The following is a 26,911-nucleotide window of genomic DNA, read 5'->3' as shown; positions in this document are numbered from 1 at the left end:
GACTTGCAGGGCTATGGATCCCGCTGCCCTCTCCGCCACCCTGCTCGCCGTCATCGCCCCCCTCGCGGAGGCGCGACGAGAGGGCTCCTCGGCCGCGATCACCGCAGCCGACCTCCCGCTCGAGCGGCCGAAGAATCGCGACCACGGCGACTGGGCGTCGAACGCGGCGCTGAAGCTGTCCAAGGTCGTCGGGGCGAACCCGCGTGAGTTCGCCGCCGAGATCGCCGCGGGCCTCGAGTCCGTCGACGGCATCGCCAGCGTCGAGGTCGCCGGTCCCGGCTTCATCAACATCCGTCTGGACGCGGCGGCCGCCGGGGCCCTCGCCAAGACGATCGTCGACCAGGGTGCCGCCTTCGGCACCAACGACTCCCGCGCCGACGAGATCATCGACCTCGAATTCGTCAGTGCCAACCCCACCGGCCCGATCCACCTCGGCGGCACCCGCTGGGCGGCACTCGGCGACGCGCTCGCGCGCATCCTCGCGTCCCAGGGCGCGAAGGTCACCCGCGAGTACTACTTCAACGACCACGGCGCGCAGATCGATCGGTTCGCCCGCAGCCTCGTCGCCGCCCACCAGGGCGACCCGACGCCCGAAGACGGGTACGGCGGTGCGTACATCCACGACATCGCCCAGCGCGTCGTCGCGGCGTACGACGGCGACATCGACGCCCTCGACCCGGATGCCAAGCAGGAGGCCTTCCGCGAGCTCGGCGTGAACTTCATGTTCGCGGAGATCAAGCAGTCGCTGCACGAGTTCGGCGTCGACTTCGACGTGTACTTCCACGAGAACGACCTGCACAACTCCGGTGCGGTCGAGCGCGCCGTCGCGCGGCTTCGCGAACTCGGCCACATCTTCGAGGCCGACGGCGCCACCTGGCTGCGCTCGACGGAGTTCGGCGACGACAAGGATCGCGTCATCATCAAGTCCGACGGGCAGCCCGCCTACATCTCGGGCGACCTGGCGTACTACCTCGACAAGCGTGAGCGGGGCTTCAACCGCTGCATCATCATGCTCGGCGCCGACCACCACGGCTACGTTCAGCGCCTCATGGCGATGTGCGCCGCTTTCGGCGACGAGCCGAACGTCAACCTGCAGGTGCTGATCGGGCAGATGGTCAACCTCGTCCGCGACGGTCAGCCCATGCGCATGTCCAAGCGCGCCGGCACCGTGGTCACCCTCGAAGACCTCGTCGAGATCGTCGGCGTGGATGCCGCGCGCTACGCCCTGACGCGCAGCTCGGCCGACTCGAACCTCGACATCGACCTCGACGTGCTGCAGAAGCGCACGAACGACAACCCGGTGTTCTACGTGCAGTACGCCCACGCGCGTACGCACAACGTCGCCCGCAACGCCGCCGCCTCGGGCGTCGATCGCTCCGAGTTCGCCCCCGAGCTGCTCGACCACGAGACCGAGTCGGCCCTGCTGGGAGCCCTTCAGGAGTATCCGCGCATCGTCGCGTTCGCGGCCGAGGTGCGCGAGCCGCATCGCATCGCGCGGTACCTCGAGGAGCTGGCAGGTCTCTACCACCGCTGGTACGACAACTGTCGCGTCATCCCGCTGGGCGACGCGCCCGTCGAGCCGGTGCACCGCACCCGCCTGTGGCTGAACGACGCGACCGGCCAGGTGCTGCGCAACGGTCTGATCCTGCTCGGCGTGAGCGCTCCGGAGCGGATGTAATCATGACGGATGCCACGACGCCCCGACGACGCCGGACCGGCCGCTGGATCGCGCTGATCGTCGTGGCCGTCGTGCTGCTGGTCGGCGCGATCGTCGCCGCGGAGTTCATCGCCCGCTCGGTCGTCACCAGCACGGTCCGGTCGCTCGTCGTGCAGAACGTCGGCCTTCCCGACGGTCAGGACGTCGAGGTGGACGTCGCCGGTCTCGTGCTGCCGCAGCTGGTCGGCGGACGGCTCGATGAGGTGGCGGTCTCGTCCGACGATGTCGCTCTGGGGCCGATCACCGGAGACGTGCGGGTCGATCTGCGCGGGGTTCCGGTGTCGGCCGGATCGGCCGCCGACGGGGGAGTCGCCTCGGTGCGCCTCGATCAGGACCAGCTGCGGACGCTGCTCGGGCAGCTGCCCGATCTTCCCGCCGGCACCGTCGCCGTCGCCGCGCCCGATGTGACCTTCGAGACGTCGCTGTCGCTGCTCGGCATCGCCATTCCGGTCGGCGTGGCCGTCACGCCCGGGGCGTCCGAGGGTGATCTCACCCTGACGCCCACGTCGTTCGAGATCGCGGGCAACCGCCTCGACGCCGACACCCTGCGTGGTCAGTTCGGCGGGGTGGCCGACGGCCTCCTGCAGACATCGAGCCTGTGCATCGCCGACCGGCTGCCCGCAGGACTCACCCTGACATCGGCCACCGTGCAGGGGCAGGACCTCGTCGCCACCTTCGACATCGACGGGGGCATCGTCAGTGATCCGGCCCTGCAGGTGGACGGCACCTGCGACTGAACGCCGCAGCGGTGTGCGCGCGGCGTCGTGGGAAAGGGGCGGCATACGCCGTGCCCTAGACTGGCAGCACACCACCCTCCGCGTGACTCTCCGCGGGGGTGGGAGCCGTGATCCGCGGCCGTCGCGTCGCCGCAAACCCGATTGGTCCCCCTGTGTCCGCCTCGCACTCCGCGCTCGTGCCCGAGTGGCTCGCCGCCCCGGATGACGCGAACGAACTCGTCGCTCCCGTCTGGCCCACTTCCGCTCGCCGTGTCGACGACGGTTCCGTCGAGATCGGCGGCGTCTCGGTGTTCGACCTGCGAGACCGGTTCGCCACCCCGCTGTACGTACTCGACGAGGACGAGGTGCGCGCTCACGCCCGTCGCGCCCGCGCCGCGTTCGAGGCCGCGGCCGAACGCCACGGCATCCGCGCCCGCGTCTACTACGCCGGCAAGGCGTTCCTGTCCACCGAGGTCGTGCGCTGGGTCGTCGACGAGGGTCTCGCTGTCGACGTGTGCACGCGCGGCGAACTCGAAGTGGCGCTCGCCGGAGGGGCCGACCCGGCCCGTCTCGGGTTCCACGGCAACAACAAGAGCGTGAGCGAGCTCGAGCGCGCCGTCGAGGTGGGCGTCGGCTCCGTCGTCATCGACAGTCCCGTCGAGATCGAGCGCCTCGCGGCCATCGCCGATCGCCGCGGCGCCGTGCAGTCGGTGCTCGTGCGCGTGCGGACGGGCGTTCACGCCGAGACCCACGCCTTCCTCGCCACCGCTCACGAAGACCAGAAGTTCGGCTTCTCCCTCGAGGGGGCGGCCGAGGCGGTCGCGCGCATCCGCGAGCTGCCGAGCCTGCGGTTCGTCGGGCTGCACGCCCACATCGGCTCGCAGATCTTCGACTCCTCCGGCTTCCGCGAATCGGCGGCGCGCCTGGTCGACCTCCACGCCGACCTGCTCGCCGGGGGAGAGATCCCGCTGCTGAACGTCGGCGGCGGTTTCGGCATCTCCTACACCTCGGTCGACGACCCGAAGCCCATCGAGGACATCGCCGGCGGCATCCTGGATGCCATCGCCGACGAGTGCGCCGTGCGCGGCATCCCGATGCCCGACGTCGCCACCGAGCCCGGACGCGTCATCGTCGGTCAGGCGGGTGTCACCCTGTACGAGGTCGGCACCGTCAAGACCGTGCAGGCCGGCGACGATCTCGAGCGCACCTACGTCAGCGTCGACGGCGGCATGAGCGACAACGCCCGGCCCGCCCTGTACGGCGCTGATTTCTCGGCGCGACTGGTCTCCCGCACGAGCACCGCGGGCCCCGCCCTCTCGCGTGTGGTGGGGCACCACTGCGAGTCGGGCGACATCGTCGTGGATGCCGAGTACCTCCCCGCCGACGTCACCCCCGGTGACCTGCTGGCCGTTCCCGCGACCGGTGCCTACTGCTTCTCGCTCGCGAGCAACTACAACTACACCCCTCGTCCTCCGGTCGTCGCGGTCCGCGGCGGCCAGGCCCGCGTGATCGTCCGCGGCGAGACCATCGACGACCTCCTGGCTCGTGACGCCGGCATCCCGGCATCCGTTCCGACCGCTACACCCCACGGAGACACCGAATGACCGACTACCGCACGCTCCGCGTGGCGCTTCTCGGCGCCGGAGCCGTCGGCTCGCAGGTCGCCGACCTGCTGCTCAAGCACGGCGACGAGCTCGCCGACCGCGCCGGGGCGAAGCTCGAGCTCGCCGGGATCGCGGTGCGCAACCTCGACTCCAAACGCGACGTCGAGCTGCCGCGCGAGCTGTTCACGACGGATGCCGACACCCTCATCGTCGGCAGCGACATCGTCATCGAGCTGATGGGCGGCATCGAGCCCGCCCGCACGCAGGTGCTGCATGCCATCGCCTCGGGCGCCGACGTCGTCACGGCGAACAAGGCGCTGCTGGCCACCCACGGTTCCGAGGTCTTCGAGGCCGCCGACCAGGTCGGAGCCGAGGTCTACTACGAGGCCGCCGCCGCGGGCGCGATCCCCATCATCCGGCCGCTGCGCGACTCGCTCGCCGGCGACCGCGTGGTGCGCATCATGGGCATCGTCAACGGCACGACGAACTACATCCTGGACCGCATGGACACCGAGGGTGCCGACTTCGCCGACGTCCTCGCCCAGGCGCAGGCCCTCGGCTACGCCGAGGCCGATCCGACCGCCGACGTCGAGGGCTACGACGCCGCGCAGAAGGCGGCGATCCTCGCGAGCCTCGCGTTCCACACGACCGTGCCTCTGGATGCCGTGCACCGCGAGGGCATCACCTCGGTCGACGCCGCGATGATCGAGTCCGCGCGGCACGCCGGGTACGTCATCAAGCTGCTCGCGGTCTGCGAGCGTCTGACGGCCGAGGACGGCTCGGAGTCCATCTCCGTGCGCGTCTACCCCGCGCTCGTCGACCGGACGCACCCGCTCGCGAGCGTCCACGGTGCCAACAACGCCGTCTTCGTGCAGGCCGAGGCCGCCGGCGATCTGATGTTCTACGGCGCCGGCGCCGGCGGCGTGCAGACCGCGTCCGCCGTGCTCGGCGACGTCGTGTCGGCCGCGCGCCGCCACATCGCGGGCGGCGTGGGCGTGGGCGAGTCCACGCGGGCGAACCTCCCCGCGGTGCCGATCGGGCACGTGATCACGCGCTACCAGATCACGCTCGAGGTCGACGACAAGCCGGGCGTGCTCGCCACGGTGGCGGGGATCCTCAGCGAGGGGCGCGTCTCGATCGCCACCGTCGAACAGACGGTGATCGACGCCGACGAACAGACTCAGACCGGCGGGTCCGCTCGCCTGGTCATCGGAACACACAAGGCCCGCGAGCAGGACCTGAGCGAGACCGTCGAGCGTCTCGCCGCGAGCGGCGTCGTCGAGCGCGTGGTCTCCGTGCTGCGCGTGGAAGGGAACTGACCATGGCTCACCTCTGGCGCGGAGTCCTCCGCGAGTACGCCGACCGTCTGGGCGTCACCGACGCCTCCACCGTCGTCACCCTGGGCGAGGGCGGCACTCCGCTCATTCCGGCGCCCGCGCTCTCGCGCCGCACCGGCGCCGACGTGTGGGTGAAGTTCGAGGGCATGAACCCGACCGGCTCGTTCAAGGACCGCGGCATGACGGTGGCGCTCTCGCGTGCCGTCGAGCACGGCGCCAAGGCCGTCATCTGCGCGTCCACGGGCAACACCTCGGCCTCGGCCGCCGCGTATGCCGCGCACGCCGGCATCACCGCCGCCGTCCTCGTGCCCGAGGGCAAGATAGCCATGGGCAAGCTCAGCCAGGCCGTCGCTCACAACGGCCGCCTCATCCAGATCCGCGGCAACTTCGACGACTGCCTCGAGATCGCCCGCGAGCTCGCCGACCATTACCCGGTGCACCTGGTGAACTCGGTCAACCCCGACCGCATCGAGGGCCAGAAGACCGCGGCCTACGAGGTCGTCAGCCAGCTCGGTGACGCCCCCGACTTCCATTTCATCCCCGTGGGCAACGCCGGGAACTACACCGCGTACTCGCGTGGATACCGCGAAGAGGCCGCCCGCGGCGTCGCGATCACCGTGCCCCGCATGTTCGGCTTCCAGGCCGCCGGCTCCGCGCCCCTCGTGCGCGGAGAGGTCGTGAAGCAGCCCGAGACCATCGCCAGCGCGATCCGCATCGGCAACCCCGCCTCGTGGGACCTCGCGCTCGAAGCGCGCGACGCCACCGACGGGTACTTCGGTGCGATCGACGACGACGGCATCCTCGAGGCGCAGAAGATCCTCGCCGGCGAGGTCGGCGTGTTCGTCGAGCCCGCCTCGGCGATCAGCGTCGCGGGTCTGCTCGAGCGCGCCGAGGCGGGGATCGTCCCCGCCGGGGCGAAGGTCGTGCTCACCGTCACCGGCCACGGCCTCAAGGACCCGCAGTGGGCCCTGCGCCGGGCCGATGGCACGACCGTCGAGCCCACCGTCGTCGACGCGACCACCTCGGAGGTCGCCTCCGTGCTCGACCTGCAGCCGGTGACCGCGTGAGCTCAGGCCCCGGTCGCCGGGTCGCGGTCCGCGTTCCCGCCACGAGCGCGAACCTCGGTCCCGGCTTCGACACCCTCGGCCTGGCGCTGAGCGTCTACGACGATCTCGTCGTGGAGCAGCTCGACGCAGACCGCCTCGAGATCGAGGTCGCCGGTGAGGGCACGGCCGACGTGCCCCGCGACGCCTCGCACCTCGTCGTGCGCGCGATGGCGCACACGTACGCGTCGGTCGGCCGCACCCTGCCGGGGCTGCGACTGAGCGCCCACAACGTCATCCCGCACGGGCGCGGCATGGGCTCGTCGGGGGCCGCCGTGGTCGCCGGCATCCTGGCCGCGAAGGGTCTGCTCGAGGGAGAGGTCGCCTTCAGCGACGTCGACCTGCTGCGCCTGGCCACCGAGATGGAGGGGCACCCCGACAACGTCGCGCCCGGCCTGTTCGGCGGTCTGACGATCGCGTGGATGGATGCCGAGGGCCCCCAGCACAAGCAGCTCATCGTGCACCGCGGTGTGTCGCCGCTCGTGTTCGTGCCGAGCTTCACGATGTCGACGGCCGTGGCGCGCAGCCTGCAGCCTCTCCAGGTGCCGCGCGAGGACGCGGTGTTCAACGTCTCGCGTTCCGCGCTGCTGATCGCTGCGATGACCCAGAGCCCCGAGCTGCTCATGGCCGCCACCGAAGACAAGCTGCATCAGAACTACCGCGCCCAGGCGATGCCCGAGACCGACCGGCTCGTGCGGGCACTTCGTGCCGAGGGGTACGCAGCGGTGGTGTCGGGCGCGGGCCCGAGCGTCCTGGTCCTCGCCGACGGACCGGGGCAGCGGCTAGCGGCCGCTGATCTTATGGCATCCGTGGTCGACACCCCGTGGCAGGCGCTCATGCTCGCCGTCGACGTCAAGGGTGGTACAGTGAAAAACGCAGAGGGTTCCGCGTAACGTCGCGATTCTGAGCCTCTGCGCCACTGCGAAATCCGCAACACATCGCGAACCCGGTATCGGCTGCAGTCTCCCGAACCGCTGGTGTCTCTTCGTCTGCGATCTGCACGGCGAAGCGCGATCTGATCACGTTTCATTTCTGAGGAGCACTCGTGGAGTCCATCTCCGAGACCCAGTCCACCGACGCGCCCGAGGGCGCCGAGACCCCCGCCGACGAGCAGCCCACGGCTGACGTGCAGGGCACCGACGACCCGGGCACCGACGGCGTCGACGGCGCGCAGACCGAGGGCGCGGATGCCCCGGATGCCGCCGCGGCCGCCTCCGACGCGCAGCCCGAGGCGCTGTTCGCCGACGACGCTCTCGTCGCCGAGGAGCCCGCCTCCGCAGACGCCACGGAGCCGGTCGCTGAGGTGGCCGCGCCGGTCGCCGACGTGGCTGAGCCGGTCGCCGACGCTGCTGAGCCCGTTGGCGACGCGGCGCCCGTCGCGGACGCCGCTGAGCCGGTGGCTGACGCGGCGCCGGTCGCCGAGGCCGCCGAGCCGGCCGTCGACGAGTCGGCCGCTGCCGCCGCGCCCGCGGAAGAGGCCGCCCCGGCTGAGAAGCCGGCCCGCGCACCGCGCAAGCGCGCCCCCCGACGCGCGACGACCGCCACGGCGAAGGAGAAGGCTGCTGCCGAGGCCGCCGCCGCGGAGGCCGCCGCTGCCGAAACCGCCGCTGCCGAAACCGCCGCAGCCGAAACCGCCGCAGCGGAGGAGAAGGCAGCCGCCGAGGCTGCCGACGCTGCGCCCGCTGCCGACGCCGCGCCCGCCGCCGACGCCGCGTCTGACGAGGCTCCGACGACGCCGGCCACGACCGCCGCCGATGTGGCCGAGGACGCCGTCGCCGTCGCCGAGACGCCCGCGGAGGGCGAAGCGGCAGCCGCCGAGACGCCCGCCGATGCATCGGACTCGTCTCAGACCGAGGCCAGCGACGCTCCCGCCGACGAGACCGCGGCGCCGGAGACCGTGGAGCAGACCGACGAGGCGCCCGCCCGCGGGCGTGGCCGCAGCCGCTCGCGCTCCCGCAACCGCAACCGCTCGGACGCCGCCGCCGACAAGACCGAAGCCGACGAGGCTGAGGTGCCGCAGCAGGGCGCGACCCGCGACAGCGGCCAGCGCGACAACGGCCAGCGCGACAGTGCATCGCAGGGCGGCGCCCAGCGTGACGTGCAGCAGGGCGGCGCTTCGCGCGATGCGCAGCAGGGCGGCGCGCAGCGCGACAACGCGCAGCAGAACGGCCAGCAGGCTGAGCAGCAGCAGGGTCCGGCCAACGGCCGCAACCGCCAGCGCAACAAGCGCCGCGGCCAGAACGTCACGGGCGACGAGTTCGAGACCGAGATCGGCGAAGACGATGTGCTGGTGCCCATCGCCGGTGTGCTCGACGTGCTCGACAACTACGCGTTCGTCCGCACGACCGGGTACCTCCCCGGCCCGAGCGACGTCTACGTCTCGCTCGGCCAGGTGAAGAAGTACAACCTGCGCAAGGGCGACGCCGTCGTCGGCGCAATCAAGCAGCCCCGCGAGGGCGAGCAGCAGGGGCGTCAGAAGTACAACGCGCTCGTGCAGGTGGACTCGATCAACGGCCTGTCCGTCGACGATGCCGCCGCGCGTGTCGAATTCAACAATCTGACGCCGCTGTACCCGCAGGAGCGCCTGCGCCTCGAGACCGGTCCCGAGAAGCTCACGCAGCGCATCATCGACCTGGTCGCTCCGGTCGGCAAGGGTCAGCGTGGACTGATCGTCGCGCCCCCCAAGGCCGGTAAGACGATCGTTCTGCAGCAGATCGCCAACGCGATCGCCACGAACAACCCCGAGGTCCACCTCATGGTCGTGCTCGTCGACGAGCGCCCCGAAGAGGTCACCGACATGCAGCGCACCGTGCGCGGCGAGGTCATCGCCTCGACGTTCGACCGCCCTGCCGAGGACCACACCACGGTCGCGGAGTTGGCGATCGAGCGCGCGAAGCGTCTCGTCGAGCTCGGTCGCGACGTCGTCGTGCTGCTGGACTCGATCACCCGCCTCGGCCGTGCCTACAACCTGGCGGCGCCCACCTCGGGCCGCGTGCTCTCGGGCGGTGTCGACGCGTCGGCGCTGTACCCGCCGAAGCGCTTCTTCGGCGCCGCGCGCAACATCGAGAACGGTGGCTCGCTCACCATCCTCGCCACCGCGCTGGTGGAGACCGGTTCGAAGATGGACGACGTGATCTTCGAGGAGTTCAAGGGCACGGGCAACAGCGAGCTGCGCCTGAACCGTCAGCTCGCCGACAAGCGCATCTTCCCGGCGGTCGACGTCAACGCGTCGAGCACCCGTCGCGAGGAGATGCTCCTGTCGAACGACGAGGTCAAGATCACCTGGAAGCTCCGCCGCGCACTCGCCGGCCTCGAGCCCCAGCAGGCCCTCGAGGTCGTGCTCGGCAAGCTCAAGGAGACGCAGTCCAACGTCGAGTTCCTCGTGCAGATGCAGAAGTCGATCCCGGCGCCCGCGCGCGGCGGTGACGACAACAGCATCCGCTGACCCGTGTCCGATTCCGGCATCTTCGAGTCCGTCCGCGGACTGATCGATGAGCACCGGCAGGTCGAACTCGAGCTCAACGACCCGGCTGTCCACGCCGACGCCGCGCGCGCCAAGCGCGTCAACCGGCGGTACGCCGAGCTGAACCGCATCGTGCACGCGTACGAGGCCTGGGTCGCGGCATCCGATGATCTGGATGCCGCCCGCGAGCTCGCGAAGGAAGACGAGGCGTTCGCCGCCGAGGTGCCGGGGCTGGAGGAGCGGGTCGCCGAGACGCAGGAGCGTCTGCGGCGTCTGCTCATCCCGCGCGACCCCGACGACGCGCGCGACGTGATCATGGAGATCAAGGGCGGCGAGGGCGGGGCCGAGAGTGCCCTGTTCGCGGCCGATCTGGTGCGGATGTACCTGCAGTACGCGGCATCCATGGGCTGGAAGACCGAGCTGCTCGAGCGCACCGAATCCGACCTGGGCGGCTATAAAGACGTGCAGGTCGCGATCAAGGGCTCGTCCAGCGACCCCGCCCAGGGGGTGTGGGCGCACCTGAAGTACGAGGGCGGCGTGCATCGCGTGCAGCGCGTGCCGGCGACCGAGTCGCAGGGGCGCATCCACACCTCGACGACCGGGGTGCTGGTGTTCCCCGAGGTCGACGAGCCCGAAGAGGTCGCGATCGACCCCAACGACCTGAAGATCGACGTCTTCCGGTCGTCGGGTCCCGGCGGGCAGTCGGTGAACACGACCGACTCGGCCGTGCGCATCACCCACGTGCCCACCGGCATCGTCGTGTCGATGCAGAACGAGAAGTCGCAGCTGCAGAACCGCGAAGCCGGCATGCGCGTGCTGCGCGCCCGCCTGCTCGCCAAGCAGCAGGAGGAGCGGGATGCCGTGGCCGCCGACGCGCGCCGCTCGCAGATCCGCGGCATGGACCGCTCCGAGCGCATCCGCACCTACAACTTCCCCGAGAACCGCATCGCCGACCACCGCACCGGGTACAAGGCGTACAACCTCGATCAGGTGATGGACGGCGCCCTCGGCCCCATCATCGAGTCGGCGATCACCGCCGACGAAGAGGCGCGTCTGGCCGCCCTCGCCGCCGAGTGACCTCGCTCGCGCGGGCCCGCTCGTCACGCCCGCGGGGCCGGTTCGTCATGCCCGTGAGGCCCGTTCGTCGTGGAGATCGCGCCCTGTCGCTGACTTGCGCCATATGCTCGCGCGTTCGCGCATCCCGCGTGCATACGGCGCAAGTCACGTCGGGGGTGTCGCGCCCGCGAGGCCCGCTTGTCGTGGAGTTCGCGCCCTGTCGCTGGCTTGCGCCATATGCTCGCGCGTTCGCGCGTTTCGTGTGCATACGGCGCAAGTCACGTCGGGGGTGTCGCGCCCGCGGGGCCCGTTCGTCGTGGAGATCGTGTCCCGTCGCTGGCTTGCGCCATATGCTCGCGCGTTCGCGCATCCCGTGTGCATACGGCGCAAGTCACGTAAGGGAGTGTGGTGGCCGGGGAGAAGCGTGGTCGGCCGGTGACTTTGCTGTATGTTCGCCCGCTCGCTCGTTTGCCGTGCATATGGCGCAAGTCAGCGAAAGGGCGGGAGGGGGCTGTGGAAAACGCCGCGGGGATGACGGCCGGGAGCGCCAGGATGTCGTGATGTCATCGACCCCCGCCCACGCTTTCGCATCCGGTGAGGCTCGCCGCGCCGGTGCGACACGTCGATTCGTCGATGCCCCGCAGTGGGACCGCCCATTCCACGGTGTCCGGATGCCGAGGACCAGCCCGGACGCCCTGGCGCACCCGGCGACCCAGCGCGAGCAGCGTCTGCTCGCTCGTGCCGATGGCTACCGCACAGTCATGGGGAGCGACGCGTTCTTCTCACACACCACCGCCGCTCTCCTGTGGGGCCTTCCCCTGCCGCCTCTGTCGGACGACGACATACACGTCGCCGTCCTCGCCCCCTCCCGCGCGCCCGCGGGACGAGGCGTTCGGGGACACCAGCTCCACCCACGCGGCATCCGGGTCGTCGAGAGCGAGACGGGGGTCCGTCTCGCCGATCCGGCGACGACGTGGTCGCTCCTCGGGTCGAGGCTTCGGCATCCGTACGACCTCGTGGCGGTCGGGGATGCCATCGTGTCGCCGGTGCGCATCGCCGGACCGCACGGAGGCGTCGTCCGCGACGCGCTGGCGTCGATCGAAGACCTGGGGCGGGTGGTCGAGGCCGTCTGCAAACGCCGCGGCATCATCGCCGTCCGGGAGGCCCTGCCCCGCGTGCGGTCGGGAGTGCGGTCGCGAACGGAGACGTGGACGAGGCTCACGCTCGTCGACGGCGGGCTCCCCGAGCCCGTGTTGAACCACGACGTCTACGACGGTGCGGGGTTCGTCGCGTGCATCGATCTCGCCTACCCCGACCAGCGCGTCGGTGTCGAGTACGAGGGCGATCAGCACCGTACGGACCCCGCGCAGTGGCAGCGCGATCTCGAACGATACGAGCGACTCGCCGCCGCGGGATGGCGGACGGTGCGGGTCACTCGCGATGTCCTCTTCCAGCGCCCCGGTCTCCTCGTCCGTCTGGTGGCGGACGCGTGTGCGTCGCGCCACCGCTGACTTGCGGCGAATGTCCGTCGGCCGGCTCGAAAGGCGAGCATGTGGCGCAAGTCACCGGGAGTATCGCGAGCCGGACGGGCGGGTGGGGTCAGGCGGGCGGGACGGCCGGGCCGGGTGGGGGTCAGGCGGGCCGGGCGGACGGGTGGCCGCTCACGCCTCCCAGGCGGGCGGGTGGGGGAGAGGGCCGCGGCGGCGCTCGAGCTGCGCGGCGAGCGACAGCAGCGTGGCCTCGCCGCCGGGGCGGCCGATGAGCTGCACCGACACGGGGTGGCCGGCGGCATCCGTCGTCACGGGCAGGGTCAGGGCGGGAAGGCCCGCGACGTTGACGAAGCTGGAGTACGGCGCGTACTCGACCTGCATCGCGAACGTGCGCTCGGGGGAGTGGCCGGCGTAGGCGCCCACCGGTTGCGGTCGCTGCGCGAGTGCGGGGGTGAGCACCACGTCGAAGGCCGCGAAGTCGGCGATGGTGCGGCGTTCGAACGCGCGCGCCGAGGCCAGACCTCCGAGCAGATCGAGGGCGGAGAGGCGGCGGCCCTCGCGGACGAGCCACGCCGTGAGCGGCTCGACGAGGGTCATGTCGTCGTCGCTCAGAGGGATCCGTGCCGCGCTCGCGCGCCACAACACATGGAACAGTGAGGCGTAGCCGAAGGGACGCCAGTCGGCATCCGTGACGGCGTGTCCATCGTCGCTCAGCCACTCCGCGGTGATGTCGAACGCGGCGCGTGCATCGGCGTCGAGCAGGATGTTCTCGTCGTCGTCCCACGGCGACACGGTCGTGACACCCACGCGCAGCCGTCCCGGTCGTCGCCGGGCGGCCTCGACGAACGGCCCCGAGCCGGGCGCCGCAGTCGCGTAGGTGAAGGGCGCGAGGCCCACGAGCGCGTCGAGCAGCAGCCCCGCGTCCTCGGCGGAGCGGGCGATCGGGCCGGTGACCGACAGGCCGTCGGGGGAGTCGAAGCCCGATCCGATCGGCAGTCGCCCACGCGACGGTTTGAGGCCCACCACGCCGACGGTCGCCGAGGGGATGCGGATCGACCCGCCCCCGTCCGAGCCCACGGCCGCGGGAAGCAGTCCTGCCGCGACGGCGACGGCCGCGCCGCCGCTGGATCCGCCCGCGCCGGCCCCGAGACGCCACGGATCCCGCGCAGGGGCATGGATGAGCGGCTCGGTGAAGCCGGTCAGCCCGAACTCCGACGTGGTCGTCTTGCCCACGTTCACCGCTCCCGCCGCGTCCAATGCGTCGGCGAGGGGATCGGATGCCGTGGGCACGAGGTGCGCGCGCGCTCGAGAGCCGTACCGGGTCGGGACGCCGGCGCGGGCGACGAGATCCTTGTCGGCGAGCGGCACGCCCCACAGGGGACCGGTCTCGGCACGGTCGAGGGCGGCGGCGCGGCGCAGGGCGGCATCCGGGGTCACCTCGGCGAACGCGCCGAGGTCGGCCAACCGGCCGATCCGGTCGAGGTAGTGAGCGGTCAGCTCGCGCGGGTCGAGCGTGCCGTCAGCGAGGCCCGCGACCTGCGCGACGAGCGACAGGTCGTGCGGGCGCGTCATGCCTCGAGCCTACGACGACCTCGCTGAACCTCTCCCCGGGATGCCGAGACACCGGTCGGGCGCGCGGCGCGACCCCCGCCGGACGGAGGGATCCCACACGAACGACCGCTACCCCGCGCGCTCCGGTGAGGCGACGTCGTCATCGAGCTGCGCGACGAGCTCCCGAGGCGTCTGCCCGAGGTGGTGGCGGAAGGCGCGGTGCAGGTGCGACAGGTCGCTGAAGCCCCATTTGGCGGCAAGATGCGTCATCGTCACGCGCCCGCGCTCGGCGCGCAGGTCGTCGGCGCACTCCTGCACCCGCACGCGCATCACGGTCTGACCGAAGGTGTGGGGGGCGGTTTCGTACAGCTGATGGAGCTTGCGCACCGAGATGGCGAAGTGCCGCGCGATCGCGGCGGGCGAGGTGTCGACGAACCGTATGTGCCTCTCGAGGTGGCGCTCGATGCTGCGACGCAGCGCGACGTCGCCGTCCTGTTCGTCGCTCACGCGCTCGGTCGTCGTGGAATGCGAGAGCGCCCGGGTCAACGACGAGACCGCCACCCCGACGGCATCCGCTTCGTTGTCGTTCATTCTCGAGGACTGCTCCCACGAGGACCGCAGGGTGTCCGCGACCACCGCCCCGAGACCCGTCGCTGCGGAGAACGTGCGCGCCGTCGCGTTCGCCCGGAGGCCGTCCGGGATGTCGGCAGCCGGCACGCGGAACGACAACGCGCGCCACGGGTCGAGGTAGTCCAGCGTGAACGAGCGGGTGGCATCCACGATCGAGAACGTCCCCGGACCCGACACGCTGCGCCGACCGTCCTGCGACACGACGGAACGCCCGCCGAGCATCAGGTTGACGAAGACGACCTCGTCCGCGACGCGTCGCACTTCATCGGGGCCGTGATGGATGACCTGCGCGCACGTCGCGATCTCGGCACCCGTGGTGCGGCCGAAGGGCCTGCTTTCGACGCGACCCTCGATGCCGACCCGTGACCAGTCGTCGCGGGTGTCGCGCGCCGCAGGGCGCAGCGGTGTGAACGCCGCGCACACCACCTCGCGCCAGTAGGCGAACTGCTCCCGCGGTGGTCGTTCGCGGGTGTCCCAGCGATGCATCGGCTCCTCCTCGACTGGCCCCCGGATGGGACGAACTCAGCAGAGCAACGTGCTGTTACCCGGGGCACCGCATCGCGTGTCATCCCGGTAACGAACTGCTCACCGCCGCATTTCGTGCACTGTCGTCCTCGCCAGCGTGCACGCGCATCCAATTCCCGCCGTCCGGTGCGCTGCGACGCTACCCACACCTCACCCCTCGAGACAGGAGCTCATCCGTGGCCATCGACTTCACCCTCTCCGAAGAGCAGCTCGGTCTGCGCCTGCAGGCGCGCGAGTTCGCCGAGACCGTGCTCAGCCAGGTTCCCGACGTCATCGCGCCGATCCCCGACCCGCTCGACCGGTTCCGCGCCCTGAAGCCCTTCTACCAGCAGATGGTGGATGCCGGCTTCGTCAAGGGCCTGATCCCCGCCGAGAACGGCGGGCACCGCTTCAGCAACCTGCAGTTCGCCCTGGCGTGCGAGGAGCTCGCGCGCGTCGAGATCAACACCCCGACCATCGTCCTCGGTACCGGTCTCGGCACCTTCCCGATCATCACGGCGGGCACGCCCGAGCAGAAGGAGCGCTTCCTCGCGCCTTTCGTCGACGGCAGCCCCGCTCTCGCGGCGATCGCGTTCACGGAGGCGGCGGGAGGCGCCAACTTCGACCACCCCGACCCCCAGTACGGCGTGCAGACCTTCGCCGTCCGTGACGGCGACGAGTGGGTCATCAACGGACGGAAGGCGTACACGACCAACGCGTCCGGCTGGGACGACGAGGGCGCCGACATCATCAGCGTCGTCTGCCGCATCGACGAGACCAAGCCCCCGGCCGAGTCGCTGGCGATCATCGTCGTCGAGAAGGGCACGCCCGGCGTCACCTTCTCGGGCATCATCGACACGATGGGTCACCTCGCCACGAACTCGCCGTACGTGGACTTCGTCGACGTCCGCGTGCCCGTGGAGAACCTGATCGGTGCGCCCGGCGACGGGATGGCGCTGACCAAGGGGGCGTTCTCGTGGACGTGCTCCAGCATCGCCGCGGCGGCGGTCGGCAAGATGCGCCGCGCGTTCGAGATCGCGTACGACTTCGTCTCGACCGAGAAGCGCTCGGGCAGTGTGCCGGTCATCGACCACCAGAACGCCGGATACATGCTCGCCGACATCAAGACGCGTATCGAGGTGGGGCGGTACTTCGCCTGGAAGGCCGCGGACCACTTCGACAAGACCGGGGGACTGGACCGCGAGCTGTCGAACATGTCGAAGATCTACAACTCCGAGCTCGCCGTGCAGACGGTCTACGACGCGATGCGCCTCGTCGGGGTGGACTCCTACGGCGACCGCGTCCCGCTCGGCGGCATCATGCAGGACGTCCTGTGCCTGCCGATCTACGACGGCGGCAACATGGGCGTGCGGCGCCGCCATCTGCACGAGATGCTGCGCACACCGGGCTACGACCACTTGGCCGCGGCGGAGAACCGCTTGTCGGTCTGATCGACTCACCCTCGTGCGGGACCGCGGCGATGGCGGCCCCGCACGGGGGTGTTCAGATCCAGTACTCCGGTGTCGTCAGCAGGGCGCGGGTGTCTTCACCGTTCCGCCGCATGCGCGCCTTCGCCGGCACGCCGACCAGCACGCTGTCGGCCGGCGCATCGCGCGTCACGACGGCGTTCGCGCCGACGACGGTCCGGGTTCCCAGGGTGATCGGGCCGAGGATCTTCGCCCCGGCACCCACGGCCACGCCATCGTGCAGCGTGGGGTGGCGCTTGCCCCCCTCCCGCTGCCGGCCGCCGAGGGTCACGCCGTGATACAGCATGACGTCGTCGCCGACCTCGGCCGTCTCACCGACGACGACACCCATGCCGTGGTCGATGAAGAAGCGGCGTCCGATTGTCGCTCCCGGGTGGATCTCCACGCCGGTGAGCCATCGCGTCAGCTGTGACAGAGCGCGCGCGGGGAAGCGCAGGCCCCGACTCCACAGTCTGTTCGCGACGCGGTACGACCAGACGGCATGCAGGCCCGGGTACAAGAGGGCGATCTCGAGTCCGCCGCGCGCCGCGGGGTCGCGGAGCTTGGCGGACGCGATGTCTTCCTGAAGACGGGAGAGGACCCCCACCGTCAGTCTTCGCGCAGGTGCTCGTACAGGGCGGTCGACAGGTAGCGCTCGCCGTAGGACGGGATGATCACGACGATGTTCTTGCCCGCGGCCTCGGGACGGCGGGCGACCTCGAGAGCAGCCCAGATGGCCGCGCCCGACGACATGCCCACGAGGATGCCGTCCTTGGCGGCCGTCTCGCGCGCGAGGCGGATGGCGTCGTCGAACTCGACGTCGATGACCTCGTCGAGGATGTCGCGGTCGAGGATCGCGGGCACGAAGTTGGGGCCGATGCCCTGGATCTTGTGGGGGCCGGGGTGACCCTTGGTGAGGATGGGGGAGTCGGCGGGCTCGACGGCGACGATCTGCACGCCGGGCACACGCTCCTTCAGGACCTGGCCGACACCCGTGATGGTGCCGCCGGTGCCGATGCCCGCGACGAAGTAGTCCACCTTGCCGTCGGTGTCGCGGAGGATCTCCTCGGCGGTCGTGCGACGGTGGATGGCCGGGTTCGCCTCGTTCTCGAATTGGCGGGCCCACACCGCGCCGGGGGTCTCGGCGACGATGCGCTTGGCCTCGTCGACGGCGTGGGACATGCCCTTGGTGGGGTCGGTCAGCACGAGTTCGGCGCCGAAGGCCTTGAGCAGCACACGGCGCTCCTTCGACATCGAGGCCGGCATGGTCAGGATGACCTTGTAGCCGCGGGCGGCGCCGACCATCGCGAGGGCGATACCGGTGTTGCCGCTGGTGGACTCCACGAGGGTGCCGCCCGGCTTCAGCTCGCCCGAGGCCTCGGCGGCGTCGACGATCGCGATGCCCAGGCGGTCCTTGACGCTGGATGCCGGGTTGTAGAACTCGAGCTTCAGCAGGATCTGCGCCTCGGTGCCCTCTGCGACGCGGTTCAGCCGCACCAGGGGGGTGTCGCCGAACGCGGAGGTGATGTCGGGATGAATGCCGGGCATGGGGGCGCCTTTCAACGTCGATCAGAACGCGATCATCCTAGGCGAGGCCTCCGACACCGCCCGCTTGTATGACGCTGCGCTACTAGACTGGCGTTCCGTCATGCCCGAGACGTCCTCGCCCCCTGTTGCCCTCGCCCGTGTCGCCGACATCGTCCGCGACACGGTCCGCCGGTTCAGCGCCGCCGGCGTTCCCGACCCCCAGGTCGACGCCGAGCTGCTGATCGCCCACGTGCTCGAGACCTCCCGTGGGGGAGTGCAGGCGTCGGCCGTCCGCGGGGACGGTTTCCCGGATGCCGCGGTGGCGGCACTCGCATCGCTCGTGGACCGGCGGTGCCAGCGCGAGCCGCTCCAGCATCTGACGGGCGTGGCGCCGTTCCGCTCGCTCGAGCTGGCGGTGGGCCCGGGCGTCTTCGTGCCCCGGCCCGAGACGGAGATGGTGGCGCAGCTGGCGATCGACGCCCTGCGCGCCGTGGCAGCCGATTCCCCGATCGCCGTGGACCTGGGCACCGGGAGCGGGGCGATCGCGCTGGCGATGGCGACGGAGGTGCCCCACGCGCGGGTCTTCGCCGCCGAGAACTCCGTCGACGCCTTCATCTGGACCAAGCTCAACGTCGCCCGCGTCGGCGCGGAGAACCTCACGCTCGCTTTCGCCGACCTCGCCGTCGCGTTCCCCGAGCTCGACGGCGCGGTGTCGGTCGTGGCATCCAACCCCCCGTACGTCCCCGACGACGCGATCCCGCGCGATCCCGAGGTGCGCCTCTACGACCCGCCGGCGGCGCTGTACGGCGGACCCGACGGCTTGGACGCCGTGCGTCGGCTCAGCGAAGTCGGCCTGCGCCTGGCTCACTCCGGCGGCACCATCGTGATCGAACACGGGGAGTGGCAGGGCGCGGCGATCCGCGACATCCTGACCGCGGACGGGTGGAGCTCGGCGGCCACCCACACCGACCTGACGATGCGCGACCGGGCGACGACCGCCGTCCGTCCCTGATCACGCGTCCCGACCGGGCCGACTAGACTGGCGCGCGACATGTCACCCGTCTACGACTGCCGTGACGAGTCGCAACTGCTGTCCGGGATGCGCCACGCGCGTCAGGCGATCGGCCGAGGCGAACTCGTCGTGCTCCCCACCGACACCGTCTACGGAATCGCCGCCGACGCGTTCAACGCGCGCGCCGTCGCGGGACTCCTCGAAGCCAAGGGCCGGGGGCGCCAGCAGCCCCCTCCCGTTCTCGTTCCCGGGGTGGGAACCCTGCGCGCCCTGGTCGCCGAGGTCCCCGCCGCCGTCGACGATCTCGTGCGCGAGTTCTGGCCGGGTGGCCTGACGATCGTCCTGCCGGCCCAGCCGTCGCTGTCGTGGGACCTCGGCGACACGCACGGAACGGTCGCGGTGCGCATGCCCGCTCAGAAGCTCACGCTCGAGCTCCTCGAGGAGACCGGTCCGCTCGCCGTCTCCAGTGCCAACCTGACCGGTATGCCCGCCGCCGTCGACATCGACTCCGCGCGCGACATGCTGCGCGACAGCGTGGCCGCCTACCTCGACGCCGGACCCAGCGAGACGGGCGTCGCATCGACGATCGTGGATGCCACGACCCTCATCGGCGGCGCCGAACCCCAGGTGCGGGTGCTCCGCGAGGGCGCCGTCTCGCGCGAGCGCCTGCGTGCGGTGCTCGGCGATCTGCTCGAGCCGGACCCGGTCGACGACACCGTCTCCCCTTCGACGGAGTCGACACGGGATGCCGAGGCGCCGGGTCCGTGACCCAGTATCTCCTCATCATCCTCTTCACGGCGGCGGTGACGCTCGCGCTGTCGTGGGTGGTGTGGAAGCTCGCCCTGCGCTTCAAGCTCTATCCCGGCATCCGGGACCGCGACGTGCACGAGACGCCCACACCGCGCCTGGGCGGCGTCGCGATGTTCCTCGGCGTGGTCGCGGCCTTCGCCCTGTCGAGTCGCAACCCCTACTTCGCGATCCTGTGGGCCGATCCCGTCCCCGTCCTCTCGCTGCTCGGCGCGGTGCTGCTCATCGTGCTCGTCGGCGTGGCGGACGACCTGTGGGACCTCGACTGGATGATCAAGCTCGGCGCCCAGTTCATCGCCGCGGGGGTGATTGCCTGGTTCGGCCAATTGCAGATCCTGTCGCTGCCCATCGGGGCGCTCACCGTCGGATCGAGCTGGGTGAGCTTCCTGCTCACCGTGTTCGCGCTGGTCGTGGTCATGAACGCGGTCAACTTCATCGACGGCCTGAACGGGCTCGTCGCGGGCGTCTGCCTCATCGCCAACGGCGTCTTCTTCGCCTACTCGTACCTGCTGGTACGCGACACCGGGGCGAGCACGTACTTCAACCTCGCCTCCTTCATCGCCGCTGTCCTCATCGGCGCCTGTCTCGGGTTCCTTCCCATGAACTGGACCCCGGCCAAGCTCTTCATGGGCGACGCGGGCGCCCTCATGCTGGGGCTGCTCATGGCGAGTTCGGCGATCGCCATCACCGGACAACTCGACCCCGCCGTGCTCGACCCGGAGCGGATCGGCCGTTCGCAGCTCCTCGGTGCGTTCATCCCCATCCTCCTGCCCGTCGTCATCGTGCTGCTTCCCCTCCTCGATTTCGGCCTGGCGGTGCTGCGCCGACAGTGGGCCGGTCGCTCGCCGTTCTCTCCCGACCGCAAGCACCTGCATCACCGCATGCTCGACATGGGGCACACCGACCGCGACGCGGTGCTCATCTTCTACAGCTGGACGGCCGTCGTCAGCCTCGCCTTCCTGCTGATGTACATCGGCACCCAGCAGAGCTGGCCCGGGGACTACGCGATCGGCGTCCTCTTCGGCCTGACCGGAGTCGCCGCGTGCGCCGTCCTGACCCTCCTCCCCTCTCAGCACCGTCTGCGGCGGTTGACCCGTCGTGTTCGACCGACCCGACCGGAGAACCCCACATGAGCAGCATCACGCCCGACTCCCGCCGCCCTCTCTCGAGTACGCCGGTGCTGCGCACCGCTCTCGTCTGGGGAGGGATCGTCACCGCCGCCCTCCTGCTGGTGGGCGCCGTCGTCGGCTTCGCGGTGGGGGAGGCGCCCGGCCTCGGAAGCGCCCTGGCGGGAGTGGCAGTGAGCGCCGCCTTCCTCGCCGTGACGGCGATCAGCATCCTGGTGGCCAACCGCTGGTTCGGGGATCCGCTCTACGTCCCGATCTTCTTCGGCATCGTGCTCGGCGGCTGGTTGCTCAAGCTCATCCTGTTCATCGTGGCGATCGCCGTGCTCCGGGGGCAGGACTGGGTCGATCTCGTCGTCTTCTACGTCGCGCTCGTCGTCAGCGTGCTGGCCTCGCTGGCGGTCGACGTGGTGGTGCTCATGCGCATGCGCATCCCCAGCGCGAGCGACGTGACGCTCCCGACCGACCCCGACGCGGGCGACCGGCGGGCGTGAGCCGGGGCGCATAGCCCACTCGCGGGTCCGCCACGACGGGTTAGTCCGGCGGCGAAACGATCGCGCCGCCGGACACATGGACAGCCTGGGAGTTTGATAGGGTGACATAAGTACCCACCCGCGATAGGAACCTTCTCCAGGTCTGCATTTCGGGTACGATCACCGACCATCGTCGCAACGGTTCACACCGATGCCCCGAAGCTGGAGCCAGCGCTGACTACTCAAGCTGCGACCCTGATCACGAACTTCGCGTCCGCGGGTGCGGAGTTCCACCCGCCGTCCATCTCGGAGTTCTTCCCCGACGCGGTGCTTTTCGAGGGCACGATCTTCGCGATCACGCGAATCAACCTCACGCAGATGCTGGCGACGCTGGCACTCGTCCTCTTCCTCGTGCTCGGCACGCGCCGCATGAAGGTGGTCCCCGGTCGCTTCCAGAGCGTCGCGGAGATGGGTCTGGACTTCGTCCGCGTCAACATCGCGGAAGACATCCTCGGCCGCAAGGACGGCAAGCGCTTCCTGCCGATCCTCACCACGATCTTCTTCATGGTGCTGTTCATGAACATCACGGGCGTCATCCCGTTCCTGAACATCGCCGGTACCAGCGTCATCGCCGTACCGATGCTCCTCGCGATCGTCGCCTACGTCACGTTCATCTACGCCGGCATCAAGAAGAGCCCGGGCGGGTTCTTCAAGAATGCCCTGCTTCCCTCGGGCGTTCCGTGGCCGCTGTACATCATCATCGTCCCGCTCGAGTTCCTCTCGACCTTCATCATCCGCCCCGTCACGCTGACGCTGCGTCTGCTGATGAACATGGTCGTCGGCCACCTCATGCTGGTGCTGTTCTTCTCGGCGACGCAGTTCTTCGTGATCGGTCTCGGCGGATGGTGGACGGCCCTCGGCGCCGGATCCCTCGCCTTCGGTCTCGCCTTCACCCTGTTCGAAATCTTCGTCGCCTTCCTCCAGGCGTACGTCTTCGCGATCCTCACCGCGGTCTACATCCAGCTCGCGGTCGCAGAAGAGCACTGAGCGGCCCGGCGCACGCCGAGCCACCCAACGAAAGGAAAAAACCCGTGGACGCAACTACGGTTCTCGCCCAGGTCACCGGTAACGTCGCGACGATCGGTTACGGCCTCGCGGCCATCGGCCCCGCCATCGGCGTGGGTATCGTCGTCGGCAAGACGATCGAGGGTGTCGCCCGTCAGCCCGAGCTCGCGGGCCGCCTGCAGGTTCTGATGTTCATCGGTATCGCCTTCACCGAGGCGCTCGCCTTCATCGGTATCGCGACCGGCTTCATCTTCACCTGATCCGGCCGCTCTCGACTCACTGTAAGGAGACAGGATGCTGAACGCTCTTGTCACACTCGCCGCGGAGCCCGCGGGCGAGGAAGCGCACAACCCGCTCCTGCCTGCCGCGTACGACATCATCTGGTCGGCGGTGTGCTTCGTCATCATCGCCGTCGTGGTGTGGCGCGTCGCCCTGCCGCGCATGGCGAAGCTGCTCGACGAGCGCAGTGCTGCCATCGAGGGCAACATCGCCAAGGCCGACGAGGCCCAGCGACAGGCCGAGGCCGCTCTCGAGGAGTACACCGCGCAGCTCGCCGAGGCGCGCCGCGAAGCCGGTGAGATCCGCGAGTCCGCGACCCAGGACGGTCGCAAGATCGTCGCCGAGGCCAAGGAGACCGCGGCGGCCGAGGCCGCGCGCATCACCGCCGGCGCGCACGCCCAGATCGAGGCCGAGCGTCAGACGGCTCTCGTCCAGCTGCGCTCCGAGGTCGGTACCCTCGCGGTCGACCTCGCCGGCAACGTCATCGGCGAGACCCTGACGGACGACGCGCGTGCGAACGCCGTGGTCGACCGCTTCCTCGCCGAGCTCGAGGCCTCCGAGAAGGCGGCCAAGTAATGGGCAGCGCGACCACTCAGGCCCGGACCGCGACGTCGGAGGCCCTCGCCTCCACGTCCGGTGTCGATCTCGACGTCGCACGCGAGCTGTTCGCGGCCGTCGCCGCCGTGAGCGGATCGTCGCAGCTGAGCGGCGCGCTGTCCGACTCGTCGGTGCCCGCCGACGCTCGTGCCGGACTGGTGTCGGCGGTTTTCGGTGCCTCCTACAGCCCCGTCACCGTGAGCCTGCTCAGCGACGCCGCACGGCAGCGCTGGTCCAGCGCCGCCGAGTTCGTCGAAGGCCTCGAAGAGCTCGCGATCCGCGCCACCGCGGTCGCCGAGCCCGGCGACATCGAGTCCGAACTGTTCTCGTTCTCGCGCACCGTGGCCTCCAACGGCGAGCTCGAGCTCGCGCTCGGCGGACGCATGGGCGGCGCCTCGGCGAAGGGCACCCTGGTCTCGACGCTCCTCGACGGTCGTGCGAGCGCCGGCACGGCGCTGATCGTGTCCTCGCTCGTAGAGCACGCCCGCGGGCGTCGCGTTCGTGCGCTGCTCCGCCGCGCCGAGCGTCTCGTCGCCGACCAGCGTGCACGCATCGTCGCCACGGTCTCCGCCGCGGCACCGCTGAGCGAAGATCAGCAGACCCGTCTGCAGAACGCTCTCAGCGCACGGTATGGATCGGCTGTCACGCTGAACACCGTGATCGACCCGACGGTGCTCGGCGGACTGCGCGTGCAGGTCGCCGACGACGTCATCGACGCGAGCGTGTCCGCACGCCTCGCCGACCTCCGCCAGCGGATCGCAGGCTGAAGACTTTCCGCCCGAACGGGCGTGGATCTGGGGGCCTCGCAGCCCCACGAACGAAGGAAGACAATGGCAGATCTCTCTATCAGCCCCGACGTCATTCGTGACGCGCTGAAGGACTTCGTCACCGCCTACGAGCCCACCGGCGCTGCGGCGACCGAGGTCGGCGCCGTCGTCGACGCGGCCGATGGCATCGCGCACGTCGAGGGCCTTCCGGGCGTCATGGCCAACGAGCTCATCCGCTTCGCGGACGGCACGCTGGGTCTGGCCCAGAACCTCGACGAGAACGAGGTCGGTGTCGTCGTGCTCGGCGAGTTCTCCGGCATCGAAGAGGGCCAGAGCGTCACCCGTACGGGCGAGGTGCTCTCGGTCGGTGTCGGTGACGGCTACCTCGGTCGCGTCGTCGACCCCCTCGGAAACCCGATCGACGGCCTCGGCGAGATCGCGACCGAGGGTCGTCGTGCCCTCGAGCTCCAGGCTCCGGGCGTCATGCAGCGCAAGAGCGTGCACGAGCCCCTCCAGACCGGCATCAAGGCGATCGACGCCATGATCCCCGTGGGTCGCGGCCAGCGCCAGCTCATCATCGGCGACCGCCAGACCGGTAAGACGGCCATCGCGATCGACACGATCATCAACCAGAAGGCCAACTGGGAGTCCGGCGACGTCAACAAGCAGGTGCGCTGCATCTACGTCGCGATCGGCCAGAAGGGCTCGACCATCGCCTCGGTGAAGGGCGCCCTCGAAGACGCCGGTGCGATGGAGTACACCACCATCGTCGCCGCTCCCGCCTCCGACCCCGCCGGCTTCAAGTACCTCGCCCCGTACACCGGCTCCGCCATCGGCCAGCACTGGATGTACGGCGGCAAGCACGTGCTGATCATCTTCGACGACCTGTCGAAGCAGGCCGAGGCCTACCGCGCCGTGTCGCTCCTCCTCCGTCGCCCGCCGGGCCGCGAGGCGTACCCCGGCGACGTCTTCTACCTGCACTCGCGTCTGCTCGAGCGCTGCGCGAAGCTGTCCGACGAGCTCGGCGCTGGTTCCATGACGGGCCTCCCGATCATCGAGACCAAGGCCAACGACGTCTCGGCGTACATCCCGACCAACGTGATCTCGATCACCGACGGCCAGATCTTCCTGCAGTCCGACCTCTTCAACGCCAACCAGCGTCCCGCGGTCGACGTGGGTATCTCGGTCTCGCGCGTGGGTGGCGACGCCCAGGTCAAGTCGATCAAGAAGGTCTCGGGAACGCTCAAGCTCGAGCTCGCCCAGTACCGCTCCCTCGAGGCGTTCGCGATGTTCGCGAGCGACCTCGACGCGGCCTCGCGTCGTCAGCTCGCCCGTGGTGCCCGCCTGACCGAGCTGCTCAAGCAGCCGCAGTACTCGCCGTACCCCGTCGAGGAGCAGGTCGTCTCGATCTGGGCCGGCACGAACGGAAAGCTCGACACGATCGAGGTGTCCGACATCCTGCGCTTCGAGCGCGAGCTGCTCGACTACCTCCGTCGCAACTCGACCGTGCTCGACACGCTGCGCGAGACCAACGTGCTCGGTGACGACACCGTCGCGGAGCTCGAGCAGAAGATCGACGCGTTCACCAAGGAATTCCAGCCCGGCAAGGACCAGGGCGTCGTCGGCGCCGAGAAGGTCGACGCCGCCGAGGCGGAAGACGTCAACCAGGAGCGGATCGTCAAGGGCCGTCGCTGACAAGCGACGACACGAGAACGTAAATCATGGGCGCACAACTACGGGTCTACAAGCAGAAGATCAGTTCTGCTCAGACGACCAAGAAGATCACGAAGGCGATGGAGCTCATCGCGGCCTCGCGCATCCAGAAGGCGATGGCGCGTGTGCGCGCGGCATCGCCCTTCGCGCGGGCCGTCACGAACGCCGTCTCCGCGGTGGCCACCTACTCCACGGTCGACCACCCGCTGACGACGGAGCGTGAGAACATCCGTCGCTCCGCCCTGGTCATCTTCACCTCCGACCGCGGCCTCGCCGGCGCGTTCAACTCCCAGATCCTCCGCGAGGGTCTGGAGCTGGCCGAGCTGCTGCGGTCGCAGGGCAAAGAGGTCGTGTTCTACCTGGTCGGCCGCAAGGCCGTGGGCTACTTCCAGTTCCGGCGCATGCCGAGCGTTGCGCAGTGGGTCGGCGACACCGACACGCCGCAGTTCTCGACGGCGGAGGAGATCTCGGATGCCGTGCTCGAGGCCTATCGTGCCGGCGGCGAGAACGAGGGCGTCGACGAGATCCACCTCGTCTACAACCGCTTCGTCAGCATGATGACCCAGTCGCCTGAATCGGTGCGACTGCTCCCGCTCGAGGTGATCGAGGCCGACGCGTCTCCCGCGCAGTCCGAGGTCTACCCGCTGTACGAGTTCGAGCCGGACGCCGAGACCGTGCTCGACGCGCTTCTGCCGACGTACGTCCAGAGCCGGATCTTCAACGCCCTCCTGCAGTCGTCGGCCGCGAAGCACGCCGCGACCCAGAAGGCCATGAAGTCGGCCAGCGACAACGCCGACAAGCTCATCACCGACTACACCCGTCTGCGCAACAACGCACGCCAGGCGGAGATCACGCAGCAGATCGCCGAGATCGTCGGCGGCGCCGATGCCCTGTCATCCGGCAAGTAAGT

General features: G+C 70.1%; 24 protein-coding genes. 20 read left to right on the top strand and 4 right to left on the bottom strand.

Features of this window, described 5'->3' with window-relative positions; all coding sequences use genetic code 11:
* Nucleotides 1-13 precede the first annotated feature (13 nt).
* From argS to QE392_RS15700, 9 genes are all read left to right on the top strand, one after another.
* Complete coding sequence (gene argS, locus QE392_RS15740; protein ID WP_307453410.1) at nt 14-1,678, top strand: arginine--tRNA ligase; 1,665 nt, start codon at nt 14-16, stop codon at nt 1,676-1,678.
* A gap of 2 nt (nt 1,679-1,680) precedes the next feature.
* On the top strand, nt 1,681-2,454 hold the full coding sequence (locus QE392_RS15735; protein ID WP_307453409.1) for an LmeA family phospholipid-binding protein: 774 nt from the start codon (nt 1,681-1,683) through the stop codon (nt 2,452-2,454).
* A 152-nt stretch (nt 2,455-2,606) separates the two neighbouring features.
* The gene (lysA, locus tag QE392_RS15730; RefSeq protein ID WP_307453407.1) at nt 2,607-4,037 is read left to right on the top strand and encodes a diaminopimelate decarboxylase; all 1,431 of its coding nucleotides are present in this window, start codon (nt 2,607-2,609) and stop codon (nt 4,035-4,037) included.
* Nucleotides 4,034-5,356 carry a homoserine dehydrogenase gene (locus QE392_RS15725; protein ID WP_307453404.1) on the top strand — a complete coding sequence of 441 codons (1,323 nt, stop codon included), beginning with the start codon at nt 4,034-4,036 and terminating at the stop codon, nt 5,354-5,356. Before lysA ends, QE392_RS15725 begins: the two co-directional genes overlap by 4 nt.
* 2 nt (nt 5,357-5,358) lie before the next feature.
* The gene (gene thrC, locus QE392_RS15720) at nt 5,359-6,441 is read left to right on the top strand and encodes a threonine synthase (protein ID WP_307453403.1); all 1,083 of its coding nucleotides are present in this window, start codon (nt 5,359-5,361) and stop codon (nt 6,439-6,441) included.
* Complete coding sequence (gene thrB / locus QE392_RS15715) at nt 6,438-7,370, top strand: homoserine kinase (protein WP_307453401.1); 933 nt, start codon at nt 6,438-6,440, stop codon at nt 7,368-7,370. The genes thrC and thrB overlap by 4 nt, the downstream gene beginning before the upstream one ends.
* Before the next feature lie 152 nt (nt 7,371-7,522).
* Complete coding sequence (gene rho / locus QE392_RS15710; RefSeq protein WP_373426486.1) at nt 7,523-9,922, top strand: transcription termination factor Rho; 2,400 nt, start codon at nt 7,523-7,525, stop codon at nt 9,920-9,922.
* An 18-nt stretch (nt 9,923-9,940) separates the two neighbouring features.
* Nucleotides 9,941-11,017 (top strand): peptide chain release factor 1, encoded by a 1,077-nt coding sequence (gene prfA / locus QE392_RS15705; RefSeq protein ID WP_307454170.1) that lies wholly within the window; start codon nt 9,941-9,943, stop codon nt 11,015-11,017.
* A 650-nt stretch (nt 11,018-11,667) separates the two neighbouring features.
* Entirely contained in the window at nt 11,668-12,507 is an 840-nt protein-coding gene (locus QE392_RS15700) for a hypothetical protein (protein WP_307453399.1), read from the top strand.
* Between the two features lie 150 nt (nt 12,508-12,657).
* Here QE392_RS15700 and QE392_RS15695 read toward each other — a convergent pair whose 3' ends face one another.
* Both QE392_RS15695 and QE392_RS15690 read right to left on the bottom strand, forming a co-directional pair.
* On the bottom strand, nt 12,658-14,058 hold the full coding sequence (locus QE392_RS15695; protein ID WP_307453396.1) for an amidase: 1,401 nt from the start codon (nt 14,056-14,058) through the stop codon (nt 12,658-12,660).
* 108 nt (nt 14,059-14,166) lie between these two features.
* On the bottom strand, nt 14,167-15,153 hold the full coding sequence (locus tag QE392_RS15690) for an AraC-like ligand-binding domain-containing protein (protein WP_307453394.1): 987 nt from the start codon (nt 15,151-15,153) through the stop codon (nt 14,167-14,169).
* Between the two features lie 215 nt (nt 15,154-15,368).
* On the opposite strand from QE392_RS15690, the gene QE392_RS15685 reads away from it, so the two are divergent.
* A complete protein-coding gene (locus QE392_RS15685; protein WP_307453392.1) occupies nt 15,369-16,622 on the top strand; it encodes an acyl-CoA dehydrogenase family protein in 1,254 nt (417 codons plus the stop codon).
* Nucleotides 16,623-16,674: 52 nt separating this feature from the next.
* On the opposite strand, the gene epsC is transcribed toward QE392_RS15685, so the two are convergent.
* Together epsC and cysK are read right to left on the bottom strand one after the other, a co-directional pair.
* Nucleotides 16,675-17,244: a serine O-acetyltransferase EpsC gene (gene epsC / locus QE392_RS15680; RefSeq protein ID WP_307453390.1), complete on the bottom strand. Its 570-nt coding sequence runs from the start codon at nt 17,242-17,244 to the stop codon at nt 16,675-16,677.
* A gap of 2 nt (nt 17,245-17,246) precedes the next feature.
* Nucleotides 17,247-18,185, bottom strand: a complete 939-nt coding sequence (cysK, locus tag QE392_RS15675) for a cysteine synthase A (RefSeq protein ID WP_307453388.1) — start codon at nt 18,183-18,185, stop codon at nt 17,247-17,249.
* Between the two features lie 100 nt (nt 18,186-18,285).
* Here cysK and prmC point away from each other — a divergent pair, with 100 nt between their 5' ends.
* The 10 genes from prmC to QE392_RS15625 all read left to right on the top strand — a co-directional run bounded on the left by prmC (nt 18,286) and on the right by QE392_RS15625 (nt 26,909).
* The gene (gene prmC / locus QE392_RS15670; protein WP_307453385.1) at nt 18,286-19,176 is read left to right on the top strand and encodes a peptide chain release factor N(5)-glutamine methyltransferase; all 891 of its coding nucleotides are present in this window, start codon (nt 18,286-18,288) and stop codon (nt 19,174-19,176) included.
* 39 nt (nt 19,177-19,215) lie between these two features.
* Nucleotides 19,216-19,944, top strand: coding sequence for an L-threonylcarbamoyladenylate synthase (locus QE392_RS15665; RefSeq protein ID WP_307453383.1), 729 nt, complete (start codon nt 19,216-19,218; stop codon nt 19,942-19,944).
* Nucleotides 19,941-21,116, top strand: coding sequence for an MraY family glycosyltransferase (locus tag QE392_RS15660; RefSeq protein WP_307453381.1), 1,176 nt, complete (start codon nt 19,941-19,943; stop codon nt 21,114-21,116). The genes QE392_RS15665 and QE392_RS15660 overlap by 4 nt, the downstream gene beginning before the upstream one ends.
* The gene (locus QE392_RS15655; protein ID WP_307453378.1) at nt 21,113-21,601 is read left to right on the top strand and encodes a hypothetical protein; all 489 of its coding nucleotides are present in this window, start codon (nt 21,113-21,115) and stop codon (nt 21,599-21,601) included. The genes QE392_RS15660 and QE392_RS15655 overlap by 4 nt, the downstream gene beginning before the upstream one ends.
* A gap of 213 nt (nt 21,602-21,814) precedes the next feature.
* On the top strand, nt 21,815-22,627 hold the full coding sequence (gene atpB / locus QE392_RS15650) for a F0F1 ATP synthase subunit A (protein WP_373426508.1): 813 nt from the start codon (nt 21,815-21,817) through the stop codon (nt 22,625-22,627).
* 44 nt (nt 22,628-22,671) lie between these two features.
* The gene (atpE, locus tag QE392_RS15645; protein ID WP_043360904.1) at nt 22,672-22,905 is read left to right on the top strand and encodes a F0F1 ATP synthase subunit C; all 234 of its coding nucleotides are present in this window, start codon (nt 22,672-22,674) and stop codon (nt 22,903-22,905) included.
* Nucleotides 22,906-22,939: 34 nt separating this feature from the next.
* Nucleotides 22,940-23,500, top strand: a complete 561-nt coding sequence (locus QE392_RS15640) for a F0F1 ATP synthase subunit B (RefSeq protein WP_307453376.1) — start codon at nt 22,940-22,942, stop codon at nt 23,498-23,500.
* Nucleotides 23,500-24,288, top strand: a complete 789-nt coding sequence (locus QE392_RS15635; protein ID WP_307453374.1) for a F0F1 ATP synthase subunit delta — start codon at nt 23,500-23,502, stop codon at nt 24,286-24,288. Before QE392_RS15640 ends, QE392_RS15635 begins: the two co-directional genes overlap by 1 nt.
* Before the next feature lie 63 nt (nt 24,289-24,351).
* On the top strand, nt 24,352-25,983 hold the full coding sequence (atpA, locus tag QE392_RS15630) for a F0F1 ATP synthase subunit alpha (protein ID WP_307453372.1): 1,632 nt from the start codon (nt 24,352-24,354) through the stop codon (nt 25,981-25,983).
* 26 nt (nt 25,984-26,009) lie between these two features.
* The gene (locus tag QE392_RS15625) at nt 26,010-26,909 is read left to right on the top strand and encodes a F0F1 ATP synthase subunit gamma (protein WP_307453370.1); all 900 of its coding nucleotides are present in this window, start codon (nt 26,010-26,012) and stop codon (nt 26,907-26,909) included.
* Nucleotides 26,910-26,911: the final 2 nt, after the last annotated feature.

This window comes from Microbacterium proteolyticum (assembly GCF_030818075.1).
GTDB lineage: Bacteria > Actinomycetota > Actinomycetes > Actinomycetales > Microbacteriaceae > Microbacterium > Microbacterium proteolyticum_A.
The sequence above is the reverse complement of the archived record's forward strand: the minus strand, read 5'-3'. Positions and strand labels throughout refer to the sequence as shown.